We start from the raw sequence: 20,836 nt of genomic DNA on the forward strand, positions 1-20,836 counted from the left end.
TCCCTTCACCTGGAGAACAATAATGATCAAACCAACATTTTTACGCTGGGTAGCGATCGCCGCGCTGATGGCAGGCGGCACATTTAGCGTGGCGGCCAACCCGCCAGCGGCACCGCCAGTCTCTTACGGCGTGGAGGAAGATGTTTTCCATCCCGTGCGGGCGACACATGGCATGGTGGCTTCGGTGGATGCGCTGGCAACAAAAGTGGGCGTCGATATTCTCAAGCAGGGCGGTAACGCGGTGGATGCGGCTGTTGCCGTCGGGTACGCGCTGGCGGTGACGCATCCGCAGGCGGGTAACCTGGGGGGCGGGGGTTTTATGATGCTGCGCACCAAAGACGGGAGAACCACGGCTATCGACTTCCGTGAAATGGCTCCCGGCAAGGCTTCCCGTGATATGTTCCTTGACGATCAGGGCAATCCGGACAGCAAAAAATCGCTGACCTCGCATCTCGCGTCCGGCACGCCGGGCACCGTGGCGGGTTTCTCGCTGGCGCTGGAAAAATACGGCACTCTGCCGCTGAACAAAGTCGTGCAGCCTGCCATCAAGCTGGCGCGGGATGGCTTTATTGTGAATGACGCCCTGGCCGACGATCTCAAAACCTACGGTAGTGAAGTCATTCCGAACCATGAAAACAGCAAGGCGATCTTCTGGAAAGACGGTGAGCCGCTGAAGAAGGGCGACAAGCTGGTGCAGAAGAACCTTGCCAAAAGCCTGGAGCTGATTGCGGAGCACGGCCCGGACGCCTTCTACAAAGGCGCGATTGCAGACCAGATTGCTGAAGAGATGCAAAAGAACGGCGGGCTCATCACCAAAGCGGATCTGGCAGAATACAAGGCGGTGGAGCGTGCGCCGATCAGTGGAACCTATCGCGGCTACGAAGTCTTCTCCATGCCACCGCCGTCCTCTGGTGGCATTCACATCGTGCAGATCCTCAACATTCTTGAAAACTTCGATATGCACAAATTCGGCTTCGGCAGTGCCGATGCCATGCAGGTGATGGCCGAGGCGGAAAAGCATGCCTACGCTGACCGTTCGGAATATCTCGGCGATCCGGACTTCGTGAAGGTGCCGTGGCAGGCGCTGACCAATAAGGCTTATGCCAAATCGATTGCAGAACAGATCGACATCAACAAGGCTAAGCCGTCGAGTGAGATCCGCCCGGGCAAGCTGGCACCGTACGAAAGCAACCAGACCACCCATTTCTCGGTGGTGGATAAAGACGGTAACGCGGTGGCGGTGACCTATACGCTGAATACCACCTTCGGCACCGGGATTGTGGCGGGCAATAGCGGCATTCTGCTGAATAACGAGATGGATGATTTCTCTGCCAAACCGGGCGTGCCGAACGTCTACGGGCTGGTCGGTGGTGATGCGAATGCGGTGGGGCCGAAGAAGCGTCCATTGTCGTCTATGTCGCCTACCATCGTGGTGAAAGACGGTAAAACCTGGCTGGTGACCGGTAGTCCTGGTGGTAGCCGTATTATCACTACTGTGCTGCAAATGGTCGTGAACAGTATCGACTTTGGGATGAACGTTGCCGAAGCGACCAATGCCCCGCGTTTCCACCATCAGTGGCTGCCGGATGAGCTGCGTATCGAGAAGGGCTTTAGCCCGGATACGATCAAACTGCTGGAGCAGCGCGGACAGAAGGTGGCGGTGAAAGAGGCGATGGGGAGCACCCAGAGCATTATGGTCGGGCCGGATGGCGCACTGTTTGGGGCATCGGACCCGCGTTCGGTGGATGATTTAACGGCGGGGTATTGATTGTTCCCCTCACCCTAACCCTAACCCTCTGCTCATAGGGGAGAGGGCCGGGGTGAGGGCAACAAACTACTTCATTCTCGCCATATAATACGCATCGACATACTCACCGTTGCGCAGCCCGTAACGTTTGCCGGTGCCTTCAATTTCAAATCCGTGCTTCTTGTAGACCGCAATGGCCGGTTCGTTGTCGACAAACACCGTCAGCTCAATACGATCAACCCGCAGCCAGTTGTCGCACATATCAATCATGGTGCGAAGCAGCGCGCTGGCAACGCCGCGGTTGTGCCACTGCGCCCCTACACAAATACCGAAATCAGCGACGTGGCTGCGGCGCGGCCGCTGTGCGACATCAATCGTGAGATGCCCGACGACGATATCATCAATGCAGGCAACTAACTGCTTAATCCCGGTCTGATCGCTTAGCCGCATCTGCCACATTTCCATAGAAGGATGAGGGACTTGTAGCGTGTTGTGGTACACCTCCGGCTGGGCGTGAATCTGACGAATGGCGTCATAATCTTTCGGTTCAGCGTGGCGTATCACTATCTCACTCATTCCTTCGTCCTCTGTGGGTTAATGTCCTCTTTAACATCAGTGACTTTAAAATTTGAGTCAACCGCTATTTTTTGCAAAAAAGTATTGGACAACTGCGAATGAGAATGATTATTATTGTCCTGCATTCAGGAAGACCGCTACGGGAACCTGAAAGCACGACATTGCTCACATTGCTTCCAGTATTACTTTAGCCAGCTTTTAGCTGGCTTTTTTTTTGTTATGGTAGATCTCAGTAACCTTCCAAAAGGACTGAGCCATGACACTACATTGCGCATTTATTGGATTTGGTAAAAGTACGACCCGCTATCACCTTCCGTATGTCCTTCACCGTAAAGATTCCTGGCATGTGGCCCATATCTACCGCCGCCGCGCGAAGCCAGAGGAGCAGTCTCCGCAGTATTCCCACATCCATTTCACCAGCGATCTGGACGAAATCCTTAACGATCCGCAGGTGAAACTGGTCGTTGTCTGTACTCATGCTGACAGCCATTTTGACTACGCGAAACGCGCCCTGGAAGCAGGCAAAAACGTGCTGGTGGAGAAGCCGTTTACGCCGACCATCGCCGAAGCGAAGGCGTTGTTCGCACTGGCGAAAAGCAAAGGGCTGACCGTTACGCCATATCAAAACCGTCGCTTTGACAGCTGTTTCCTGACGGCGAAAAAAGCGATTGAGAGCGGTAAGCTCGGTGACATCGTCGAGATTGAAAGTCATTTTGACTACTATCGCCCGGTGGCAGAAACCCAACCTGGTCTGCCTCAGGATGGCGCGTTCTATGGGCTGGGTGTACACACCATGGATCAGGTCATCTCCCTGTTTGGTCGCCCGGACCACGTGGCATATGACATCCGCAGTCTGCGTAACAAAGCCAACCCGGACGACACGTTTGAAGCGCAGCTGTTCTACGGCGACCTGAAAGCCATTGTCAAAACCAGCCATCTGGTGAAAATCGACTATCCGAAATTTATCGTTCACGGTACGAAAGGCTCGTTTATCAAATACGGTATTGACCAGCAGGAGACCAGCCTGAAGGCCAATATCATGCCGGGTGAACCGGGCTTTGCGGCGGATGATTCGGTTGGCGTGCTGGAATATGTGAAGGCGGATGGCACGACAGCCAGAGAAGAGCTGAAGCCCGAGGTGGGTGATTATGGCCGCGTGTACGATGCACTGTTTGCGACTATCCATAGCGGTGCGGCGAATTACGTCAAGGAATCTGACGTTCTGACTAACCTTGAAATCCTTGAACGGGCCTTTGAACAGGCTTCTCCTGCCACGGTAACCCTCGCGAAATAAGCAAAAATGGCTCCTCTGCGCTTGTTCATAATTTTTGAACAGAGGAGTCAATTTTCACCCTCTATGATCCCAGGCCATTTGCGTCCACACTTACTCCATCGAAACGAACTGAGGGTGAAAACAATGATCTACTTACGCAAAGCAAACGAACGTGGTCACGCGAATCATGGCTGGCTGGACTCATGGCATTCATTCTCGTTTGCCGACTACTACGACCCGAACTTCATGGGCTTCTCCGCACTGCGCGTGATTAACGACGACGTGATTGATGCAGGACAGGGCTTCGGCACTCACCCGCACAAAGACATGGAAATTCTGACCTATGTGCTGGAAGGCGCGGTTGAACACCAGGACAGCATGGGCAACAAAGAGCAGGTTCCTGCGGGCGAATTCCAGATTATGAGCGCGGGTACCGGGGTGCGTCACTCTGAGTATAACCCGAGCAAAACGGAAAAACTGCACCTGTATCAAATCTGGATTATTCCAGAAGAAACCGGCATCACGCCACGCTATGAGCAGCGCCGCTTCGACGCTAAACAGGGTAAACAGCTGGTGCTGTCCCCGGATGCGCGAGAAGGCTCCCTGAAAGTGCATCAGGATATGGAACTGTATCGCTGGGCGCTGGCGAAAGACGAACAGTCTGTTCATCAGATTGCTGCTAACCGCCGCATCTGGATCCAGGTGGTGAAAGGTGAAGTCACCATCAACGGTACTAAAGCAACAACGGCTGATGGCCTGGCCATCTGGGACGAGCAGGCGATCTCCGTACACGCTGACAGCGAGAGTGAAATTCTGCTGTTTGACCTGCCTCCGGTGTAATAAATCATAAATAAATGCCCAACCTTCCCTCTGACAGGGGAAGGTTGGGCTTTGTCCGTGATAAACTGAGCAAATCTCTCACTTCAAGATTTCTCAGGACGATGAAAAAGAAACGCCCCGTACTTCAGGATGTCGCCGACCGCGTTGGTGTGACCAAAATGACGGTCAGCCGCTTTTTACGTAACCCGGAGCAGGTTTCCGTGGCGCTGCGTGGCAAGATTGCCGCGGCTCTTGATGAACTGGGTTATATCCCTAACCGCGCACCCGATATTCTCTCCAATGCGACCAGTCGTGCGGTGGGCGTCCTGCTTCCCTCTTTAACCAACCAGGTTTTCGCCGAAGTGCTGCGCGGAATTGAAAGTGTGACCGATGCGTTTGGTTATCAGACCATGCTTGCGCACTATGGGTACAAGCCGGAGCTGGAAGAGGAACGTCTTGAGTCCATGCTTTCCTGGAACATCGACGGCCTGATCTTAACGGAACGTACCCACACGCCGCGCACGCTGAAGATGATCGAAGTGGCGGGCATTCCGGTGGTGGAGCTGATGGACAGCCAGTCCCCATGCCTCGATATCGCCGTGGGTTTTGATAACTTCGAAGCGGCACGTCAGATGACGGCGGCGATTATCGCGCGCGGTCATCGTCACATCGCCTATCTGGGAGCGCGTCTTGATGAACGTACTATCATCAAACAGAAGGGATACGAGCAGGCGATGCTCGACGCGAACTTAATCCCGTACAGCGTGATGGTGGAGCAGTCCTCTTCCTATACGTCGGGTATTGAGCTGATGCGTCAGGCGCGGCGCGAGTATCCGCAACTGGACGGTATTTTCTGTACCAACGATGACCTTGCTGTCGGTGCAGCGTTCGAATGTCAGCGTCTGGGACTTTCCATCCCGCGTGATATGGCGATTGCCGGTTTCCACGGCCACGATATCGGCCAGGTCATGGAGCCGCGTCTGGCGAGCGTCCTGACACCGCGTGAACGTATGGGGCGTATTGGCGCAGAACGCCTGCTGGCGCGCATTCGTGGCGAGACGGTTACCCCTAAAATGTTAGATTTAGGTTTCACCTTGTCACCGGGTGGATCTATTTGAGCTGACAAATTTGAGCTAGCTCACACTTATTCACTTCTCGCACGTTTGGATATTGCTTCTCTTTTGCCCCGGCAGGACAATGTTACCGATAACTGTTACCCGTAACAATTGACTGAGGGACACCCTTTGAGCACGACTAATCATGATCACCACGTCTACGTCCTGATGGGCGTTTCCGGTAGCGGGAAATCAGCCGTGGCCAGCGAAGTGGCGCATCAACTCCAGGCTGCGTTTCTTGATGGTGACTTCCTCCATCCGCGCAGCAACATCATGAAAATGGCCTCCGGCGAGCCGCTGAACGACGACGACCGCAAACCGTGGTTGCAGGCGCTGAATGACGCCGCGTTCGCGATGCAGCGCACCAACAAAGTTTCCCTTATCGTTTGCTCCGCGCTGAAAAAAACCTACCGTGACCTGCTGCGTGACGGCAACCCGAACCTCTCTTTCATCTACCTGAAAGGGGATTTTGAGGTGATTGAAAGCCGTCTGAAGGCGCGCAAAGGTCACTTCTTCAAGACTCAGATGCTGGTGACGCAGTTCGAAGCGCTGCAGGAACCGGGTGAAGATGAGAAAGATGTCTTAGTGGTTGATATCGATCAGTCACTGGAAGGTGTTGTTGCCAGCACCATCGAGGTCATTAATAAAAGGCAGTAAGTTTTGAGTACATTAACGCTTGTTTTGACAGCAGTGGGTTCCGTGTTGCTGCTGCTGTTTTTAGTGATGAAGGCGCGTATGCACGCTTTCGTTGCTTTGATGGTGGTTTCTATTGGTGCAGGTCTCTTTTCCGGGATGCCGCTCGACAAAATCGCAGCGACCATGGAAAAAGGGATGGGCGGTACGCTGGGCTTCCTGGCGATTGTCGTCGCGCTTGGGGCGATGTTTGGCAAGATTTTACATGAGACAGGCGCTGTTGATCAGATAGCCGTCAAGATGCTGAAATCCTTCGGACATAACCGTGCGCATTATGCGATTGGTCTGGCCGGTCTGATTTGTGCCCTGCCGCTGTTCTTTGAAGTGGCGGTTGTGTTGCTGATTAGCGTGGCGTTCTCTATGGCGCGCCACACCGGGACTAACCTCGTGAAGCTGGTTATCCCACTGTTTGCGGGCGTGGCAGCGGCAGCTGCGTTCCTGCTGCCCGGGCCAGCGCCGATGCTGCTGGCATCTCAGATGCACGCTGATTTCGGCTGGATGATCCTGATTGGTCTGTGTGCGGCGATCCCGGGGATGATTATTGCCGGTCCGCTGTGGGGCAACTTCATCAGCCGTTACGTTGAACTGCACATTCCGGATGACATCACCGAGCCGCACCTCGGCGAAGGTAAAATGCCATCCTTCGGCTTCAGTCTGTCACTGATCCTGCTCCCGTTGGTGCTCGTTGGGCTGAAAACCATTGCCGCGCGCTTTGTGCCGGTAGGTTCCAGCGCGTACGAGTGGTTTGAGTTTATTGGCCATCCGTTCACGGCGATCCTGGTGGCGTGTCTGGTGGCGATTTATGGCCTGGCGATGCGTCAGGGGATGCCGAAAGACAAAGTAATGGAAATCTGCGGTCATGCGCTGCAACCTGCGGGCATTATTCTGCTGGTTATCGGTGCGGGTGGGGTGTTCAAGCAGGTTCTGGTGGATTCCGGCGTGGGTCCCGCTCTGGGTGAAGCGCTGACCGGAATGGGCTTGCCGATAGCCGTGACCTGCTTCGTGCTGGCGGCTGCGGTGCGTATCATTCAGGGTTCTGCGACCGTCGCGTGTTTAACCGCCGTGGGTCTGGTGATGCCGGTGATTGAACAGCTGCATTACTCAGGCGCGCAAATGGCTGCGCTGTCTATCTGTATTGCAGGTGGGTCTATCGTGGTTTCTCACGTGAATGACGCAGGTTTCTGGCTTTTCGGTAAATTTACCGGTGCCACCGAAGCGCAGACGCTGAAAACCTGGACGCTGATGGAAACCATCCTCGGTACGACAGGCGCAATTGTCGGGATGATTGCCTTTACGCTGCTGAGTTAAATGCGGTGATTTGGCAAGGCTAAAAATAAGGCCCGGTAGCGTTAGCGCTTACCGGGCCTTCATCATTCTGCGAATGACAGGCCGGGAAGAGTGAAAACTCCGCCCGGCTTTTTATTGTCAATCGCCCTGCGTTGAACTCTCAATCGTCAGACGCACATCAGACGTAATCAGTTCAGCCAGCATCTGATAGACCTTCAGCGTCTCTTCCGGCTCGGCATCGCCCGTATCACTGATAAAGCCTTCATCACGCAGCGTCAGAACCAGTGAACTGAAGACTGCTTTGTCGAAAAATTCAGGAGCGTTAATACCGTGCAATACAGACAGTCGCTGTGCCAGCGTCCGGCTCTCTTTCTCCAGCGTTCCACGGTTGATAGACGGGTTCGCACTGAGCAACCAGAATGTAATGGCATAACGCTGCAGCGTTTCACGCGCACCGGCCGCCAGCAGTTGCAGGGTACGGGAACGTGACGGATTGATATGCAGCTCGTCGTTCACAACGGTGATCAGCCCCTGACGACGCAGTTCTTCCGTCAGTTTATCCAGCTCGTCAGCCAGTTCGTCCTTGCTCCAGCGCAGGAACAGCTCCGCTTTCAGCATCGGGTAGAGCGTGTCAACGTGACGCAATAGCTCCTGGCGTGAAATACGACGATGCTGGGTGATGATAGCTGCCATGAGTGACGGCAGCATCAGCATATGGGCGATATTGTTGCGATAGTACGTCATCAGTACGGCCTGCTCGCGCGGCAGAATGATGATGTCGCCGATCGTGTCCTTTTCGACTTCGAACTTATTCATCTGCAAAGCGTGATCGATAAGCTCACTGGCGCTCGCAGAAGGTACCGTCGAGTCAACCGAGTACGGGACGTTGCGCATCATATCGAGATAACAATCGAGCTGCTCTGTCAGCTGTTCGCGAGTCAGTGAGCGCTGGCGAGACGCCAGAAGCGCCGTACAACACAGGTTCATAGCGTTAGCCGCACCGGCGTTGTTAATACGCACCATCAGCTCAGACGCGATGCCGTTGACCGTTGGCGTCAGCCAGGCCGGACGAACCGCTTCGATAGGGTCGATAGACTCGCGCCACTCCGGAACGTGATGGTTCAGATACGTCATTAGCGGCATCGGCTCGCCAAAGTTCACGTAGCCCTGTCCGAGATTACGTAGCTTGCTCAAACCGCGCAGCATTTGCGGCAGGCTCTCTTTCTCTTTAGTCGCGCCACGCAGCTCTTTAGCGTAAGTCCCCACCTCCATTACGTGCTCATAGCCGATGTAGATTGGCACCAGCGTGATTGGACGAGTTCCTCCGCGCAGCATGGCCTGAATGGTCATGGACAGCGTGCCGGTCTTCGGATCGAGCAGACGTCCGGTACGGGAACGACCGCCCTCCACGAAGTACTCCACGGAATAGCCGCGGCTGAACAGCTCGCCCAGATACTCGCGGAACACGGTGGAGTAGAGCTTGTTGCCCTTGAAGGTACGACGAATAAAGAACGCGCCCAGTCGACGGAAAATCGGACCTGCTGGCCAGAAGTTCAGGTTAATACCGGCCGCGATATGCGGCGGTACCAGCCCCTGGTGATAAAGCACATAGGAGAGAAGCAGGTAGTCCATGTGGCTGCGGTGGCAGGGGACATAGACAATTTCATGGCCATCATGCGCCAGTTGGCGTACACGCTCGGCGTTATGGACGTTGATGCCCTGATAGAGACGGTTCCAGGTAAAGCTGAGAATACGATCGGACAGGCGAATCATCTCGTAAGAGAAGTTCGCTGCAATCTCTTCCATCAGCGCAATGGCGTTCTGCTGGGCTTTCTCATGTGAAATCTTCTTGCTGCGTGCTTCGTCTTCGACGGCACGGGCAATCGCTTTGGAGGCCAACAGCTTGTTGAACAGATCCTGACGCGCCGGGAGACGCGGCCCAACGGCAGCGAGGCGCTGACGGGCGAAGTGCATACGCGCTACGCGCGCCAGTTTTTGCGCGATGATCTTGTCGGTGCCATGCTCGTCCGCCATTCGACGCAGCGAAACGGAAGGGGAGAAACGCACAAAGCTGTCGCGTCCCAGCCAGGAGACCGCGAAGAACTTCTGGATGCCGTTAAGCATGCGCAGCGGTGGATTCTCTTCACCTTTTTCACGACCCGGGCGACGACCAAACATCACCGATACTGGCACCATCTGCACATCCAGATCAGGATTGCTGCGGTGCAGGTCGAGATAGTCATGGAACAGCTTGATGGACTCTTCTTTTGGCGTGTAATAGGTAAACACGCGCGGTCCACCGTGAATGAACACATAGCGCGGCAGCAGAGTACCGTCAACTTCTAGCGGTTCAAGCGGGTCAGGTAAGTCATGCGCCAGGCACTGGGCGCGAAGCGTCAGTAAGTCTGCCTTCGAGTTATAAGGCAAAACGTACATAATGGGGCGCGACGTATCGAGCCCCAATTCCAGCGCGGGTTCTGCTGGGATAGACTTGCTTTTTACCAGGATGCTTAATGGTAAATTAAGTAATTTGTAGTAAATTCGTGGCCAGCCGGACATAAACGATGTAAAGCCTCTGGTTAATAATGCAATTGCGGCGCAAGGATAACAGAAAGCGCGCAAAATTTCTGTTGTTACCCGTCATACTTCAGGGGCAGCGAAACGCGCTGCCACTCTAGTTACTGACGCTATTTCCAATAAAAGGTTCTTTTAATGGCCAATAATACCACTGGGTTAACCCGAATCATCAAAGCCGCCGGCTATTCCTGGAAAGGTTTCCGTGCCGCGTGGATCAATGAAGCCGCCTTTCGTCAGGAGGGCGTCGCCGCTATCATCGCGGTGATTATCGCCTGCTTCCTTGATATTGATGCAATAACACGCGTTCTTCTGATCGGCTCCGTACTGTTGGTGATGATAGTGGAAATTCTCAATAGCGCTATTGAGGCCGTTGTTGACCGGATTGGTTCAGATTTCCACGAGCTCTCTGGCCGGGCAAAAGACATGGGTTCCGCTGCCGTGTTGCTGGCGATTATTACTGCGGTCATTACCTGGGTCACGCTGCTTTGGTCACATTTCCGATGAGCCTCGAGGAATAATTAAGTCCCTGGTTTTTTGTGCAGTTTTTGGTTCCAAAATCGCCTTTGACTGTATATACTCACAGCATAACTGTATATACACCCGGGGGCGGAATGAAAGCGTTAACGACCGGCAGCAAGAGGTGTTTGATCTCATCCGGGATCATATCGGCCAGACGGGTATGCCACCCACGCGTGCGGAAATCGCTCAGCGTCTGGGCTTCCGTTCTCCGAATGCTGCCGAAGAACACCTGAAAGCGCTGGCGCGTAAGGGCGTGATTGAGATTGTTTCGGGCGCGTCACGCGGTATCCGCCTGCTGGTGGAAGAGGAGACGGGCATTCCGCTGGTGGGGCGTGTTGCTGCCGGTGAACCTTTACTGGCACAGCAGCATATTGAAGGCCACTACCAGGTCGATCCGGGGATGTTTAAACCGAGCGCTGATTTCCTGCTGCGCGTAAGCGGCATGTCGATGAAAGACATCGGTATTCTTGACGGTGATCTGCTTGCGGTTCACAAAACGCAGGATGTGCGAAACGGCCAGGTGTGGTCGCGCGTATTGATGACGAAGTGACCGTTAAGCGTCTGAAAAAACAGGGTAATACCGTACAGCTGCTGCCTGAAAACAGCGAATTCTCCCCGATTGTGGTGGATCTTCGCGAACAGAACTTCTCTATCGAAGGGCTGGCAGTAGGGGTGATTCGCAACGGCGAATGGCTGTAATCTCTTCCTGACAGGCTACGGCGTTGCTGTAGCCTGCTTCCTTTACCTCTCCCGGTATTTTTCATGTCACTGCTGACGGCATCAGATAAGGCATTGTGGCGTCTTGCACTGCCGATGATTTTCTCCAATATTACCGTGCCCTTGCTGGGTCTGGTCGATACTGCTGTTATTGGTCATCTGGATTCACCTGTTTATCTTGGCGGCGTGGCGATTGGCGCGACGGCAACCAGCTTCCTGTTTATGCTGCTGCTCTTTTTGCGCATGAGTACTACCGGGCTCACGGCACAGGCGTATGGTGCCAGAGATCCTCTGCGTCTGGCCCGCGCGCTGGTGCAGCCGCTCATTCTGGCGCTTGGTGCGGGGGCATTAATCGTTGTATTGCGCTCGCCCCTGATTGACCTCGCGCTTCACATCGTTGGCGGTAACGAGGCGGTGCTGGAGCAGGCGAGACGTTTCCTTGAAATCCGCTGGCTCAGTGCGCCCGCATCGCTGGCTAACCTGGTTCTGCTGGGATGGTTACTGGGCGTGCAGTATGCCCGCGCGCCCGTCATTTTGCTGGTGGTGGGAAACCTTCTCAACATTGTGCTTGATGTCTGGCTGGTAATGGGTCTGCATATGAACGTGCAGGGGGCTGCACTGGCGACGGCAATTGCCGAATACGGGACTTTTATCATCGGTCTGTGGATGGTCTGGCGCGTGCTGGCGATGCGCGGGATCTCTCTTACGCTACTCAAAACCGCATGGCGCGGCAATATCCGTAAGCTGCTGGCACTCAACCGTGACATCATGCTGCGCTCACTTCTCCTTCAGCTCTGTTTTGGCGCGCTGACGGTTTTCGGGGCTCGGCTGGGGCCAGACATCGTCGCGGTCAATGCCGTATTGATGACGCTACTGACCTTTACCGCCTACGCGCTGGACGGTTTTGCCTATGCTGTGGAAGCACATTCCGGGCAGGCGTACGGTGCGCGCGAAAGCGGGCAGCTTCAGGATGTCTGGCGGGCAGCCTGTCGTCAGTCGGGGATGGTAGCACTGGCATTTGCGCTGGTTTATGCCGTTTTTGGCGAGCAGATCATTGCATTACTCACCTCACTTCCCACACTGCGTGAACTGGCGAGCCACTATCTCATCTGGCAGGTGATCTTACCGGTGGTCGGTGTCTGGTGTTATCTGCTGGACGGCATGTTCATTGGGGCTACGCGCGGAGCCGAAATGCGTAACAGTATGGCGGTGGCAGCAGCAGGGTTTGGTCTGACGCTGCTGACGCTTCCCTGGCTTGGCAATCATGGTTTGTGGCTGGCGTTGGCCGTTTTCCTCTCGTTGCGGGGCCTGTCTCTGGCCTTTATCTGGCGCCGTCACTGGCGAAATAATACCTGGTTTCCTTCCCATCACGATATATCGTGACGGTTAAAGATTCCGAATATCAAAATAGCTGCAGAATCCTTAACTACAATTATTATCACGTCCAGCAGAAAAGAACGTAACGGACGTTACGACCCGACGCTTAACAAGAGGACACGATGATGAATAAAGACGAAATCAGCGGCAACTGGAAGCAGTTCAAAGGTAAAGCGAAAGAGCAGTGGGGGAAGCTGACAGATGACGATATGACCGTCATTGAAGGTAAACGCGATCAGCTTGTCGGTAAAATCCAGGAACGCTACGGCTACGCAAAAGACCAGGCGGAAAAGGAAGTTGGCGACTGGGAAAAACGCAACGACTACCGCTGGTAACCGGGTTATACCCGAAAGTACAAGGAAGTACACCCTGAGGGCGGCCATGAGCCGCCTTTTTCATTGCTAGCGAGGTTTTTTCTTCACAACGATTGTGTGGTCGTGCTGGCACTTATCGTGATGGCTGCATGATTCCACCTCGACACAGGCAGAGCACAGCCCATGTGCTTCAATAACATTATGACGCAAGGCAAAGCCCATTTTGGCCGCCAGCGTATGCATAATGTCTTCAACACCTTCAGCCCCTTCTTCTTTTACCACGCCGCAGCGGTCGCAGATAAACATGGCTGATGTATGGGTTGGCTGGTCAAACAGGTGGCACAGCACATAGCTGTTTGTGGATTCAACCTTATGCACGAACCCTTGTTCCAGCAGAAAATCGAGCGCGCGATACACCGTAGGCGGTTTGGCCTGCGGCTCGCTTTCGCGGAGCAGGTCGAGCAGATCGTACGCGCTGATGGCTCCCTGTTGCAGGCTCATCAGGCGTAATACCTCAAGGCGCTGCGGAGTCAGGCGCACATTGCGTTGCGCGCAGAGCTTTTCGGCCTGCGCTAACAGCTCTTTTGTGGACTTATCCATTTAGCACCCCGGATGTTATAGGACGGAAAACCCTCACTTTATCATGTTCTGGTAAAAACACCGAGATCCGCCTGTCTGTGCTATACCTGACGCATTGCAAACCGGGAAACGAACAATGAAAAGACCTGACTGTATTCGACACTGGCGCGACGTGGAAGGCGCTGATAACTCAACCTATCCCGACAGCGACGAGCGTTTTTCCATCGGTGCGCCGCTGGCTCGCAAGCTCGGGCTGGGGCGTATTGGTATCCATCATGAGCGTTTACCCCCCGGACGTCGGACATCCTATCCTCATGCGGAAAGCGACGAAGAAGAGTTCATTTATGTGCTTGAAGGGTATCCTGAAGCCTGGATTAATGGCTATTTGTGGAAACTTGAACCCGGCGATAGCGTAGGGTTTCCCGCCGGAACCGGCGTCTGCCACACCTTTATCAACAACACGGACGAAGAGGTTCAACTCCTGGTAGTTGGCGAAGCCAACAAGAAGCACAACCGCATCTACTATCCGCTCAACCCAGTGTATGCCGCCACGCGAGAAGATCGCTGGGTCGATCACCCGCCCCAGTTTTTCGGGCCGCATGATGGAAAACCTGGGAAAAAATAATTTCCTCTTCTATAAATATTGAGGACCGTCACAAATTACAACAGGTCTGGTTAGAATTTAACTTAGGGAAATAGCGGGTCTTTTTGTACTTATTCACAGCAATAGTTCGTACCTGTTTGGGTGATAACAGACAGGGGTTATTTCATAACAGACTATAAGACGAGCATACTGTGAAAAAACATTTTAAATTTTCGGTGGTTAGCATCGCCGTCTCCATGTTTATGGCAAATCAGGCCGGAGCAGCCAATACCTGGACAGAAGCACGTAGCGATGCAATGGGAGGAACTGGGGTCGCGGCTGGGAGCTATGGCAGCGGGGTGTTAATCAACCCGGCGTTGCTTGCAAAGGCGAAACCTGACGATGGTATTACAGTGATCCTGCCCTCTATCGGTGCGCAAATTTCAGATAAAGACAACCTGCGCGATAAGATTGATGACATCAGTGATGATGTCAGCGCCTATAGCAGTACCCTGGATAATATCAATCTTATCGATCTCCTTAATCCTTCCAGTGCTGCATCGCGGCAGGTCTCTGCCGCCGCAGGCGACCTTGCCGATCAACTGGATTCACTGAAAGGGAAAACCGCCAGCGGTAAAGCGGGAGGTGGGATCGCTGTAAGTATTCCTAATGACGTGTTATCCGTAGCATTCGTCGCAAAAGCGAATGCGCGCGCGCGCGTGAGTTCTTACATCGATCAGGGCGATATTGAAAAGTTACGCCTGGTAGAAGATGTTCCTGCTGCAGCGCTTCGCATTAATCCGAATGATTTGAAGTCAAAAGGTTTTGGTCGTGCGGCAATCGTTTCAGACTATGGCGTTGCAGTGGCGCGTCAGTTTGATATCAGCGGTGTGCCTGTTTCCGTGGGTATCACTCCTAAGCTGCAACAGACCTGGCTCTACAACTACACGGTCTCGATCTACAACTTTGACAGTGGCGATATCAACAGCAGTCGCTATCGCAACGACGATACTGGGTTTAACGTTGATGCCGGCCTTGCTGCTGATTTCGGCGAAAACTGGACGGTGGGTTTGACCGGTAAAAACCTGTTCTCGCGTGATATCGACACCAAAGAGGTGGATGGCGTGCGCGATACTTACCAAATCAGCCCTGTCGTTACGGCGGGTGCGGCCTGGCATACCGATCTCCTGACGCTGACGGCGGATGGTGACCTGACCGAAACCAAAGGTTTTAAAAGCGAAGAGAACTCCCAATATGTTGGCGTGGGTGCGGAAGTGACGCCATTGAGCTGGCTGGCGGTTCGCGCAGGTTATCGTGCTGATGTGAAAGACAATGACAGCAATGTCTTTACCGCAGGTGTGGGCTTTGCACCGCTTAACACGGTTCATATCGACCTGATGGGTCTGTATGGTGAAGACGAAACCTGGGGCGCGGGGGCGCAACTGAGCATGACGTTCTAAAGTCCACCGGAGGCGCTGCGCCTCCGGCTTTTCTTTGTGCTATAGTAGCGCCCCTTTTCACCAGATGCTTAAAACTTCGCCATGTCGTCAGAATTACAGACTGCTTTCCCTGCACACCGTTTCTCCATTGCGCCAATGCTCGACTGGACGGACAGACACTGCCGCTACTTCCTGCGTCAGCTCTCCCGCCATACGCTGCTGTACACCGAAATGGTGACCACCGGGGCAATTATTCACGGTAAGGGCGACTATCTGGCTTACAGCGAAGAGGAGCACCCGGTTGCCCTGCAGCTTGGCGGTAGCGATCCGGCCGCGCTGGCGCAGTGCGCGAAGCTGGCAGAAGCGCGTGGCTACGACGAGATCAACCTCAACGTTGGCTGCCCGTCTGACCGCGTGCAAAACGGTATGTTTGGCGCGTGCCTGATGGGGAACGCACAGCTGGTGGCGGATTGCATTAAGGCGATGCGCGATGTCGTCTCCATTCCGGTCACGGTCAAAACCCGTATCGGCATTGACGACCAGGACAGCTACGAATTCCTGTGCGACTTTATCAATACGGTATCCGGGAAGGGTGAGTGCGAGATGTTTATCATCCACGCGCGAAAAGCCTGGCTCTCTGGCCTCAGCCCGAAAGAGAACCGTGAGATCCCGCCGCTGGACTACCCGCGCGTGTATCAGCTGAAGCGTGACTTCCCGCACCTGACGATGTCAATCAACGGTGGCATCAAGTCGCTGGAAGAGGCCAAAGCGCATCTGGAACATATGGATGGCGTGATGGTCGGGCGCGAGGCGTATCAGAACCCGGGCATTCTGGCGACGGTCGATCGCGAAATCTACGGTGTAGAAGGCGCAGATACCGATCCGGTTGCGGTGGTTCGTGCCATGTATCCGTACATCGAACGCGAGCTGAGCAACGGCACATATCTTGGCCATATCACCCGCCACATGCTTGGCCTTTTCCAGGGTATTCCGGGAGCGCGTCAGTGGCGACGCTACCTGAGCGAGAACGCGCATAAAGCCGGTGCCGACATCGAGGTGCTGGAACATGCGCTGAGACTGGTAGCTGATAAGCGATAAATTTCGCTAAAAGATCGTCAAATTCACCACGCCCTGCAAATCTTTGTGGGGCGTTTTGCTTTAAGAACAATGAGTTAGTTTTGGCATGCTTTTTGTAATGGTTACTGCATTACTCAGGAGCGTGTGGGAGAAAAACATGCTGGAACTACTTTTTGTGATTGGCTTTTTCGTCATGCTATTAGCCACAGGCGTTTCGCTGCTCGGCATTCTGGCCGCTATCGTTGTCGCCACGGTGGTGATGTTTATCGGCGGATTATTTGCCCTGACGATCAAGCTGTTGCCGTGGCTACTGCTGGCTATTGTGGTGGTGTGGGTGATACGGGCGATTAAAACGCCAAAAGTGTCCACTTATCAGCGCAATAACCGCTTTCGTTACTAAGGTATTGAGGGGTTCGTCACATACTTGTAACTTTTCTGGTGGCATTGCTTAGAACAGAATAGGATTTACTTATCGAATCTGTCACTATGACTGCCGCTAAAGAATTCATCGAGCTGTACCCTACATACAGCCGAACTAAAAAAGAAAGGGCTTCCTCAGGGAAGCCCAATTTCTTTTCTGGATTCAGGGAATTAACAGACTTGAACCCTCCGTCACCCTGCTCTCAAGTACCTCATGCGCGCGCTGTGCATCGGCAAGCGGATATTTCTGTGCATCTGCCACATCCACTTTAATCACCCCACTGGCGATCAGCGAGAACAGCTCGTTACTGGCTTCCTCAAGCTCTTCCCGGTTAGTGATGTAACCTTGCAGCGAAGGGCGAGTCACATACAGTGAGCCTTTCTGGTTCAGAATACCAAGGTTAACCCCGGTCACAGCGCCTGATGCATTCCCGAAGCTCACCATTAGCCCGCGGCGCTGCAGGCAATCGAGAGACGCTTCCCAGGTGTCTTTCCCCACCGAGTCATACACCACCCGCACTTTTTTGCCGTTGGTGATTTCTTTCAGCCGCTCGACAATGTTCTCTTCACGATAGTTAATCACCTGCCAGGCTCCCGCCTGCAATGCGCGCTGCGCTTTTTGCGCGTTGCCCACGGTACCGATCAGTTTCGCCCCCAGCGCTTTTGCCCACTGACACGCGATCAGCCCCACACCACCCGCAGCAGCATGGAACAGGAACTGCTCGTCAGGTTTAATTTCGTAGGTTTTACGCAGCAGGTAATAGACCGTAAGCCCTTTCAGAAATGAGGCTGCAGCTTGCTCAAAGGAGATGGCGTTGGGCAGCAGGGCGGCTTTATCCGCCGGGACGTTGTGGACGGAACTGTATGCCCCCAGAGCAGATTGGGCGTACACCACGCGATCGCCCTCTTTAAGGTGCTTAACGGCGCGGCCAGTTTTGATAACCACTCCTGCCGCTTCGGTACCCAGGCCACTCGGCAGTGACGGAGGCGGGTAGAGGCCTCCGCGAATATAGGTATCAATGTAGTTGATACCTATGGCCTTGTTTTCAACCTGAACTTCGTTTTCGCCTGGTGCTACTGGGGTAAATTCCACCGCTTTCAGCACTTCTGGCCCACCGTGTTTCTGGAATTCAATGCGCGTTGCCATGCTCCCTCCGTAAGAAAAATATGGTAATCTTTCGACCCACTCTTTATCTCGGTAACTCCATTCACTATGGCAGGAAACAAACCCTTCAACAAACAGACTGAACCTCGCGAACGTGATTACCAGGTCGCAGGCTTAAAAGTCCCGCCGCACTCGATTGAAGCGGAACAGTCGGTGTTGGGCGGTTTAATGCTGGATAACGAACGCTGGGACGACGTCGCTGAGCGCGTGGTGTCTGAGGATTTCTACACCCGACCACATCGTCATATCTTTACCGAAATGGCGCGTCTGCAGGAGTCGGGTAGCCCGATTGACCTGATCACACTTGCGGAATCGCTGGAGCGACAGGGGCAACTGGACAGCGTCGGTGGGTTTGCCTACCTGGCAGAATTATCGAAAAACACGCCAAGTGCGGCGAATATCAGTGCTTACGCGGATATCGTGCGTGAACGTGCTGTAGTTCGTGAGATGATCTCGGTGGCGAATGAGATCGCCGAGGCCGGTTTTGATCCGCAGGGTCGCACCAGTGAAGATCTGCTCGATCTCGCCGAATCCCGGGTCTTTAAAATCGCGGAAAGCCGCGCAAATAAAGATGAAGGCCCGAAAAACATTGCTGATGTGCTCGACGCCACCGTCGCCCGTATCGAACAACTGTTCCAGCAGCCACATGACGGTGTGACCGGTGTGAACACCGGTTATGACGATCTCAATAAGAAAACTGCTGGCCTGCAGCCGTCGGATCTGATTATCGTCGCGGCGCGTCCGTCGATGGGTAAAACGACATTTGCGATGAACCTCGTCGAAAATGCGGCGATGTTGCAGGATAAGCCGGTGCTGATTTTCAGTCTTGAGATGCCCTCCGAGCAGATTATGATGCGTTCCCTGGCGTCACTCTCGCGCGTGGATCAGACCCGCATTCGTACCGGTCAGCTGGATGACGAAGATTGGGCGCGGATCTCCGGCACCATGGGCATTCTGCTGGAAAAACGGAATATCTATATTGATGACTCCTCCGGCCTGACGCCGACGGAAGTCCGCTCCCGTGCGCGTCGTATCGCCCGTGAACACGGCGGTATCGGCCTTATCATGATCGACTACCTTCAGCTGATGCGCGTCCCGTCGCTCTCCGACAACCGTACGCTGGAAATTGCAGAGATTTCCCGCTCACTCAAGGCGTTAGCCAAAGAGCTGCACGTGCCCGTGGTGGCACTCTCACAGCTTAACCGCTCCCTGGAACAACGCGCCGACAAACGCCCGGTCAACTCCGACCTGCGTGAGTCTGGCTCCATCGAGCAGGATGCTGACTTAATCATGTTTATTTACCGTGATGAGGTTTATCACGAGAACAGCGACCTGAAAGGGATCGCCGAAATTATTATAGGTAAGCAACGTAACGGCCCAATCGGTACGGTACGTTTGACCTTTAACGGACAGTGGTCGCGTTTCGACAACTATGCCGGTCCTCAATATGATGATGAGTAATTTCTAAGGAATTCAAATGCAAGCGGCAACTGTAGTCATTAACCGCCGCGCTCTGCGACACAACCTGCAACGTCTGCGTGAACTGGCTCCCGCCAGTAAGCTCGTTGCAGTCGTGAAAGCGAACGCTTACGGACACGGTCTTCTTGAGACCGCGCGAACGCTCCCCGATGCCGACGCCTTTGGCGTCGCCCGTCTTGAAGAAGCCATCCGACTGCGTGCGGGTGGGATCACACAACCCATTTTGCTGCTGGAAGGCTTTTTCGAAGCCACTGATTTGCCTACTATTGCCGATCAGCACCTGCACACCGCCGTTCACAACGAAGAACAGCTGGCTGCGCTGGAAACCGCCGAGTTAAGCGAGCCGGTAACCGTGTGGATGAAGCTCGATACGGGCATGCACCGACTGGGCGTCCGTCCGGAAAACGCACAAGCGTTTTATCAGCGTTTATGCCAGTGCAAAAATGTGCGCCAGCCAGTGAACATCGTCAGTCACTTTGCTCGTGCCGACGAGCCTGAATGTGGTGCGACCGAACAACAGCTCGATATCTTTAATACCTTCTGCGAAGGTAAGCCGGGAATGCGCTCTATTGCCGCGTCTGGCGGTATTTTGCTGTGGCCACAATCCCACTTCGACTGGGCGCGTCCGGGCATTATTCTTTACGGCGTATCGCCGCTGGAGAACAAACCCTGGGGACCGGATTTTGGCTTCCAGCCGGTGATGTCATTGGTGTCTAACCTGATTGCCGTGCGTGAGCACAAAGCGGGTGAACCCGTAGGCTACGGTGGAACCTGGATCAGCGAGCGTGATACCCGGTTGGGCGTTGTGGCGATGGGTTATGGTGACGGCTATCCACGTGCCGCACCGTCGGGTACGCCAGTGTTGGTCAATGGCCGTGAAGTGAAGATTGTTGGTCGCGTGGCGATGGACATGATTTGCGTCGATCTGGGGCCGGAAGCGCAGGAGAAAGCGGGTGACGCAGTGGTGATGTGGGGTGAAGGCTTGCCCGTTGAACGCATTGCTGAAATCACGAAAGTGAGTGCTTACGAACTTATTACACGCCTGACGTCGCGGGTGGCGATGAAGTACATAGATTAACT

19 protein-coding genes and 2 pseudogenes are annotated in these 20,836 nt (G+C 54.2%); 17 read left to right on the forward strand and 4 right to left on the reverse strand.

Annotation, left to right across the window (positions count from 1 at the left end):
- Positions 1-22 precede the first annotated feature (22 nt).
- Complete coding sequence (ggt, locus tag ACJ9Y9_RS01480; protein ID WP_032666863.1) at positions 23-1,768, forward strand: gamma-glutamyltransferase; 1,746 nt, start codon at positions 23-25, stop codon at positions 1,766-1,768.
- A 66-nt stretch (positions 1,769-1,834) separates the two neighbouring features.
- On the opposite strand, the gene yhhY is transcribed toward ggt, so the two are convergent.
- Positions 1,835-2,323: an N-acetyltransferase gene (gene yhhY / locus ACJ9Y9_RS01485; RefSeq protein ID WP_028017947.1), complete on the reverse strand. Its 489-nt coding sequence runs from the start codon at positions 2,321-2,323 to the stop codon at positions 1,835-1,837.
- 256 nt (positions 2,324-2,579) lie between these two features.
- Between yhhY and ACJ9Y9_RS01490 the strand changes: the two genes are divergently transcribed.
- From ACJ9Y9_RS01490 to gntU, 5 genes are all read left to right on the forward strand, one after another.
- The gene (locus ACJ9Y9_RS01490; RefSeq protein WP_028017946.1) at positions 2,580-3,617 is read left to right on the forward strand and encodes an oxidoreductase; all 1,038 of its coding nucleotides are present in this window, start codon (positions 2,580-2,582) and stop codon (positions 3,615-3,617) included.
- Positions 3,618-3,740: 123 nt separating this feature from the next.
- Positions 3,741-4,436, forward strand: coding sequence for a pirin family protein (locus tag ACJ9Y9_RS01495; RefSeq protein WP_028017945.1), 696 nt, complete (start codon positions 3,741-3,743; stop codon positions 4,434-4,436).
- A 101-nt stretch (positions 4,437-4,537) separates the two neighbouring features.
- Positions 4,538-5,533, forward strand: coding sequence for a gluconate operon transcriptional repressor GntR (gene gntR, locus ACJ9Y9_RS01500; protein ID WP_028017944.1), 996 nt, complete (start codon positions 4,538-4,540; stop codon positions 5,531-5,533).
- A gap of 126 nt (positions 5,534-5,659) precedes the next feature.
- The gene (gntK, locus tag ACJ9Y9_RS01505; RefSeq protein WP_008503362.1) at positions 5,660-6,187 is read left to right on the forward strand and encodes a gluconokinase; all 528 of its coding nucleotides are present in this window, start codon (positions 5,660-5,662) and stop codon (positions 6,185-6,187) included.
- A 3-nt stretch (positions 6,188-6,190) separates the two neighbouring features.
- Entirely contained in the window at positions 6,191-7,531 is a 1,341-nt protein-coding gene (gntU, locus tag ACJ9Y9_RS01510; RefSeq protein ID WP_028017943.1) for a gluconate transporter, read from the forward strand.
- 117 nt (positions 7,532-7,648) lie between these two features.
- On the opposite strand, the gene plsB is transcribed toward gntU, so the two are convergent.
- On the reverse strand, positions 7,649-10,069 hold the full coding sequence (gene plsB / locus ACJ9Y9_RS01515) for a glycerol-3-phosphate 1-O-acyltransferase PlsB (protein WP_028017942.1): 2,421 nt from the start codon (positions 10,067-10,069) through the stop codon (positions 7,649-7,651).
- Between the two features lie 153 nt (positions 10,070-10,222).
- Here plsB and ACJ9Y9_RS01520 point away from each other — a divergent pair, with 153 nt between their 5' ends.
- From ACJ9Y9_RS01520 to ACJ9Y9_RS01540, 5 genes and pseudogenes are all read left to right on the forward strand, one after another.
- Complete coding sequence (locus ACJ9Y9_RS01520; RefSeq protein WP_028017941.1) at positions 10,223-10,591, forward strand: diacylglycerol kinase; 369 nt, start codon at positions 10,223-10,225, stop codon at positions 10,589-10,591.
- A gap of 107 nt (positions 10,592-10,698) precedes the next feature.
- Positions 10,699-11,305 (forward strand): annotated as a pseudogene (lexA, locus tag ACJ9Y9_RS01525) (transcriptional repressor LexA).
- Between the two features lie 63 nt (positions 11,306-11,368).
- A complete protein-coding gene (dinF, locus tag ACJ9Y9_RS01530) occupies positions 11,369-12,706 on the forward strand; it encodes an MATE family efflux transporter DinF (protein WP_315959260.1) in 1,338 nt (445 codons plus the stop codon).
- Positions 12,703-12,777 (forward strand): annotated as a pseudogene (locus tag ACJ9Y9_RS01535) (hypothetical protein); the annotation flags it as partial. The gene dinF and the pseudogene ACJ9Y9_RS01535, both read left to right, overlap by 4 nt.
- A 48-nt stretch (positions 12,778-12,825) precedes the next feature.
- Positions 12,826-13,035 (forward strand): CsbD family protein, encoded by a 210-nt coding sequence (locus ACJ9Y9_RS01540; RefSeq protein WP_028017939.1) that lies wholly within the window; start codon positions 12,826-12,828, stop codon positions 13,033-13,035.
- A 66-nt stretch (positions 13,036-13,101) separates the two neighbouring features.
- Here the strand turns inward: ACJ9Y9_RS01540 and zur are convergent, their stop codons facing one another.
- Positions 13,102-13,614 carry a zinc uptake transcriptional repressor Zur gene (gene zur / locus ACJ9Y9_RS01545; protein WP_028017938.1) on the reverse strand — a complete coding sequence of 171 codons (513 nt, stop codon included), beginning with the start codon at positions 13,612-13,614 and terminating at the stop codon, positions 13,102-13,104.
- 115 nt (positions 13,615-13,729) lie between these two features.
- Here zur and ACJ9Y9_RS01550 point away from each other — a divergent pair, with 115 nt between their 5' ends.
- The 4 genes from ACJ9Y9_RS01550 to pspG all read left to right on the forward strand — a co-directional run bounded on the left by ACJ9Y9_RS01550 (position 13,730) and on the right by pspG (position 17,092).
- Positions 13,730-14,218, forward strand: a complete 489-nt coding sequence (locus tag ACJ9Y9_RS01550; RefSeq protein ID WP_028017937.1) for a cupin domain-containing protein — start codon at positions 13,730-13,732, stop codon at positions 14,216-14,218.
- Positions 14,219-14,388: 170 nt separating this feature from the next.
- The gene (locus ACJ9Y9_RS01555) at positions 14,389-15,636 is read left to right on the forward strand and encodes a conjugal transfer protein TraF (protein WP_028017936.1); all 1,248 of its coding nucleotides are present in this window, start codon (positions 14,389-14,391) and stop codon (positions 15,634-15,636) included.
- Between the two features lie 81 nt (positions 15,637-15,717).
- Complete coding sequence (gene dusA, locus ACJ9Y9_RS01560) at positions 15,718-16,713, forward strand: tRNA dihydrouridine(20/20a) synthase DusA (protein ID WP_028017935.1); 996 nt, start codon at positions 15,718-15,720, stop codon at positions 16,711-16,713.
- Positions 16,714-16,849: 136 nt separating this feature from the next.
- Positions 16,850-17,092: an envelope stress response protein PspG gene (pspG, locus tag ACJ9Y9_RS01565; protein WP_028017934.1), complete on the forward strand. Its 243-nt coding sequence runs from the start codon at positions 16,850-16,852 to the stop codon at positions 17,090-17,092.
- 183 nt (positions 17,093-17,275) lie between these two features.
- On the opposite strand, the gene ACJ9Y9_RS01570 is transcribed toward pspG, so the two are convergent.
- Positions 17,276-18,259 carry a quinone oxidoreductase gene (locus tag ACJ9Y9_RS01570; protein WP_028017933.1) on the reverse strand — a complete coding sequence of 328 codons (984 nt, stop codon included), beginning with the start codon at positions 18,257-18,259 and terminating at the stop codon, positions 17,276-17,278.
- A gap of 66 nt (positions 18,260-18,325) precedes the next feature.
- On the opposite strand from ACJ9Y9_RS01570, the gene dnaB reads away from it, so the two are divergent.
- Both dnaB and alr read left to right on the forward strand, forming a co-directional pair.
- Positions 18,326-19,738, forward strand: coding sequence for a replicative DNA helicase (gene dnaB, locus ACJ9Y9_RS01575; RefSeq protein ID WP_025757838.1), 1,413 nt, complete (start codon positions 18,326-18,328; stop codon positions 19,736-19,738).
- A 16-nt stretch (positions 19,739-19,754) separates the two neighbouring features.
- A complete protein-coding gene (alr, locus tag ACJ9Y9_RS01580; protein ID WP_028017932.1) occupies positions 19,755-20,834 on the forward strand; it encodes an alanine racemase in 1,080 nt (359 codons plus the stop codon).
- Positions 20,835-20,836 lie beyond the last annotated feature (2 nt).

Source organism: Enterobacter sp. CPE_E1241, assembly GCF_045618265.1.
Lineage (GTDB): Bacteria > Pseudomonadota > Gammaproteobacteria > Enterobacterales > Enterobacteriaceae > Enterobacter > Enterobacter adelaidei.

Bases quoted from the DNA above. Each gene is read 5' to 3' on its own strand.
- ACJ9Y9_RS01540 (WP_028017939.1), top strand. From the start codon at position 12,826: ATGAATAAAGACGAAATCAGCGGCAACTGGAAGCAGTTCAAAGGTAAA.
- zur (WP_028017938.1), bottom strand. From the start codon at position 13,614: ATGGATAAGTCCACAAAAGAGCTGTTAGCGCAGGCCGAAAAGCTCTGC.
- plsB (WP_028017942.1), bottom strand. From the start codon at position 10,069: ATGTCCGGCTGGCCACGAATTTACTACAAATTACTTAATTTACCATTA.
- ACJ9Y9_RS01520 (WP_028017941.1), top strand. From the start codon at position 10,223: ATGGCCAATAATACCACTGGGTTAACCCGAATCATCAAAGCCGCCGGC.
- ACJ9Y9_RS01495 (WP_028017945.1), top strand. From the start codon at position 3,741: ATGATCTACTTACGCAAAGCAAACGAACGTGGTCACGCGAATCATGGC.
- gntR (WP_028017944.1), top strand. From the start codon at position 4,538: ATGAAAAAGAAACGCCCCGTACTTCAGGATGTCGCCGACCGCGTTGGT.
- ACJ9Y9_RS01550 (WP_028017937.1), top strand. From the start codon at position 13,730: ATGAAAAGACCTGACTGTATTCGACACTGGCGCGACGTGGAAGGCGCT.
- dinF (WP_315959260.1), top strand. From the start codon at position 11,369: ATGTCACTGCTGACGGCATCAGATAAGGCATTGTGGCGTCTTGCACTG.
- pspG (WP_028017934.1), top strand. From the start codon at position 16,850: ATGCTGGAACTACTTTTTGTGATTGGCTTTTTCGTCATGCTATTAGCC.
- alr (WP_028017932.1), top strand. From the start codon at position 19,755: ATGCAAGCGGCAACTGTAGTCATTAACCGCCGCGCTCTGCGACACAAC.
- dusA (WP_028017935.1), top strand. From the start codon at position 15,718: ATGTCGTCAGAATTACAGACTGCTTTCCCTGCACACCGTTTCTCCATT.
- ACJ9Y9_RS01570 (WP_028017933.1), bottom strand. From the start codon at position 18,259: ATGGCAACGCGCATTGAATTCCAGAAACACGGTGGGCCAGAAGTGCTG.
- yhhY (WP_028017947.1), bottom strand. From the start codon at position 2,323: ATGAGTGAGATAGTGATACGCCACGCTGAACCGAAAGATTATGACGCC.
- ACJ9Y9_RS01490 (WP_028017946.1), top strand. From the start codon at position 2,580: ATGACACTACATTGCGCATTTATTGGATTTGGTAAAAGTACGACCCGC.
- dnaB (WP_025757838.1), top strand. From the start codon at position 18,326: ATGGCAGGAAACAAACCCTTCAACAAACAGACTGAACCTCGCGAACGT.
- ggt (WP_032666863.1), top strand. From the start codon at position 23: ATGATCAAACCAACATTTTTACGCTGGGTAGCGATCGCCGCGCTGATG.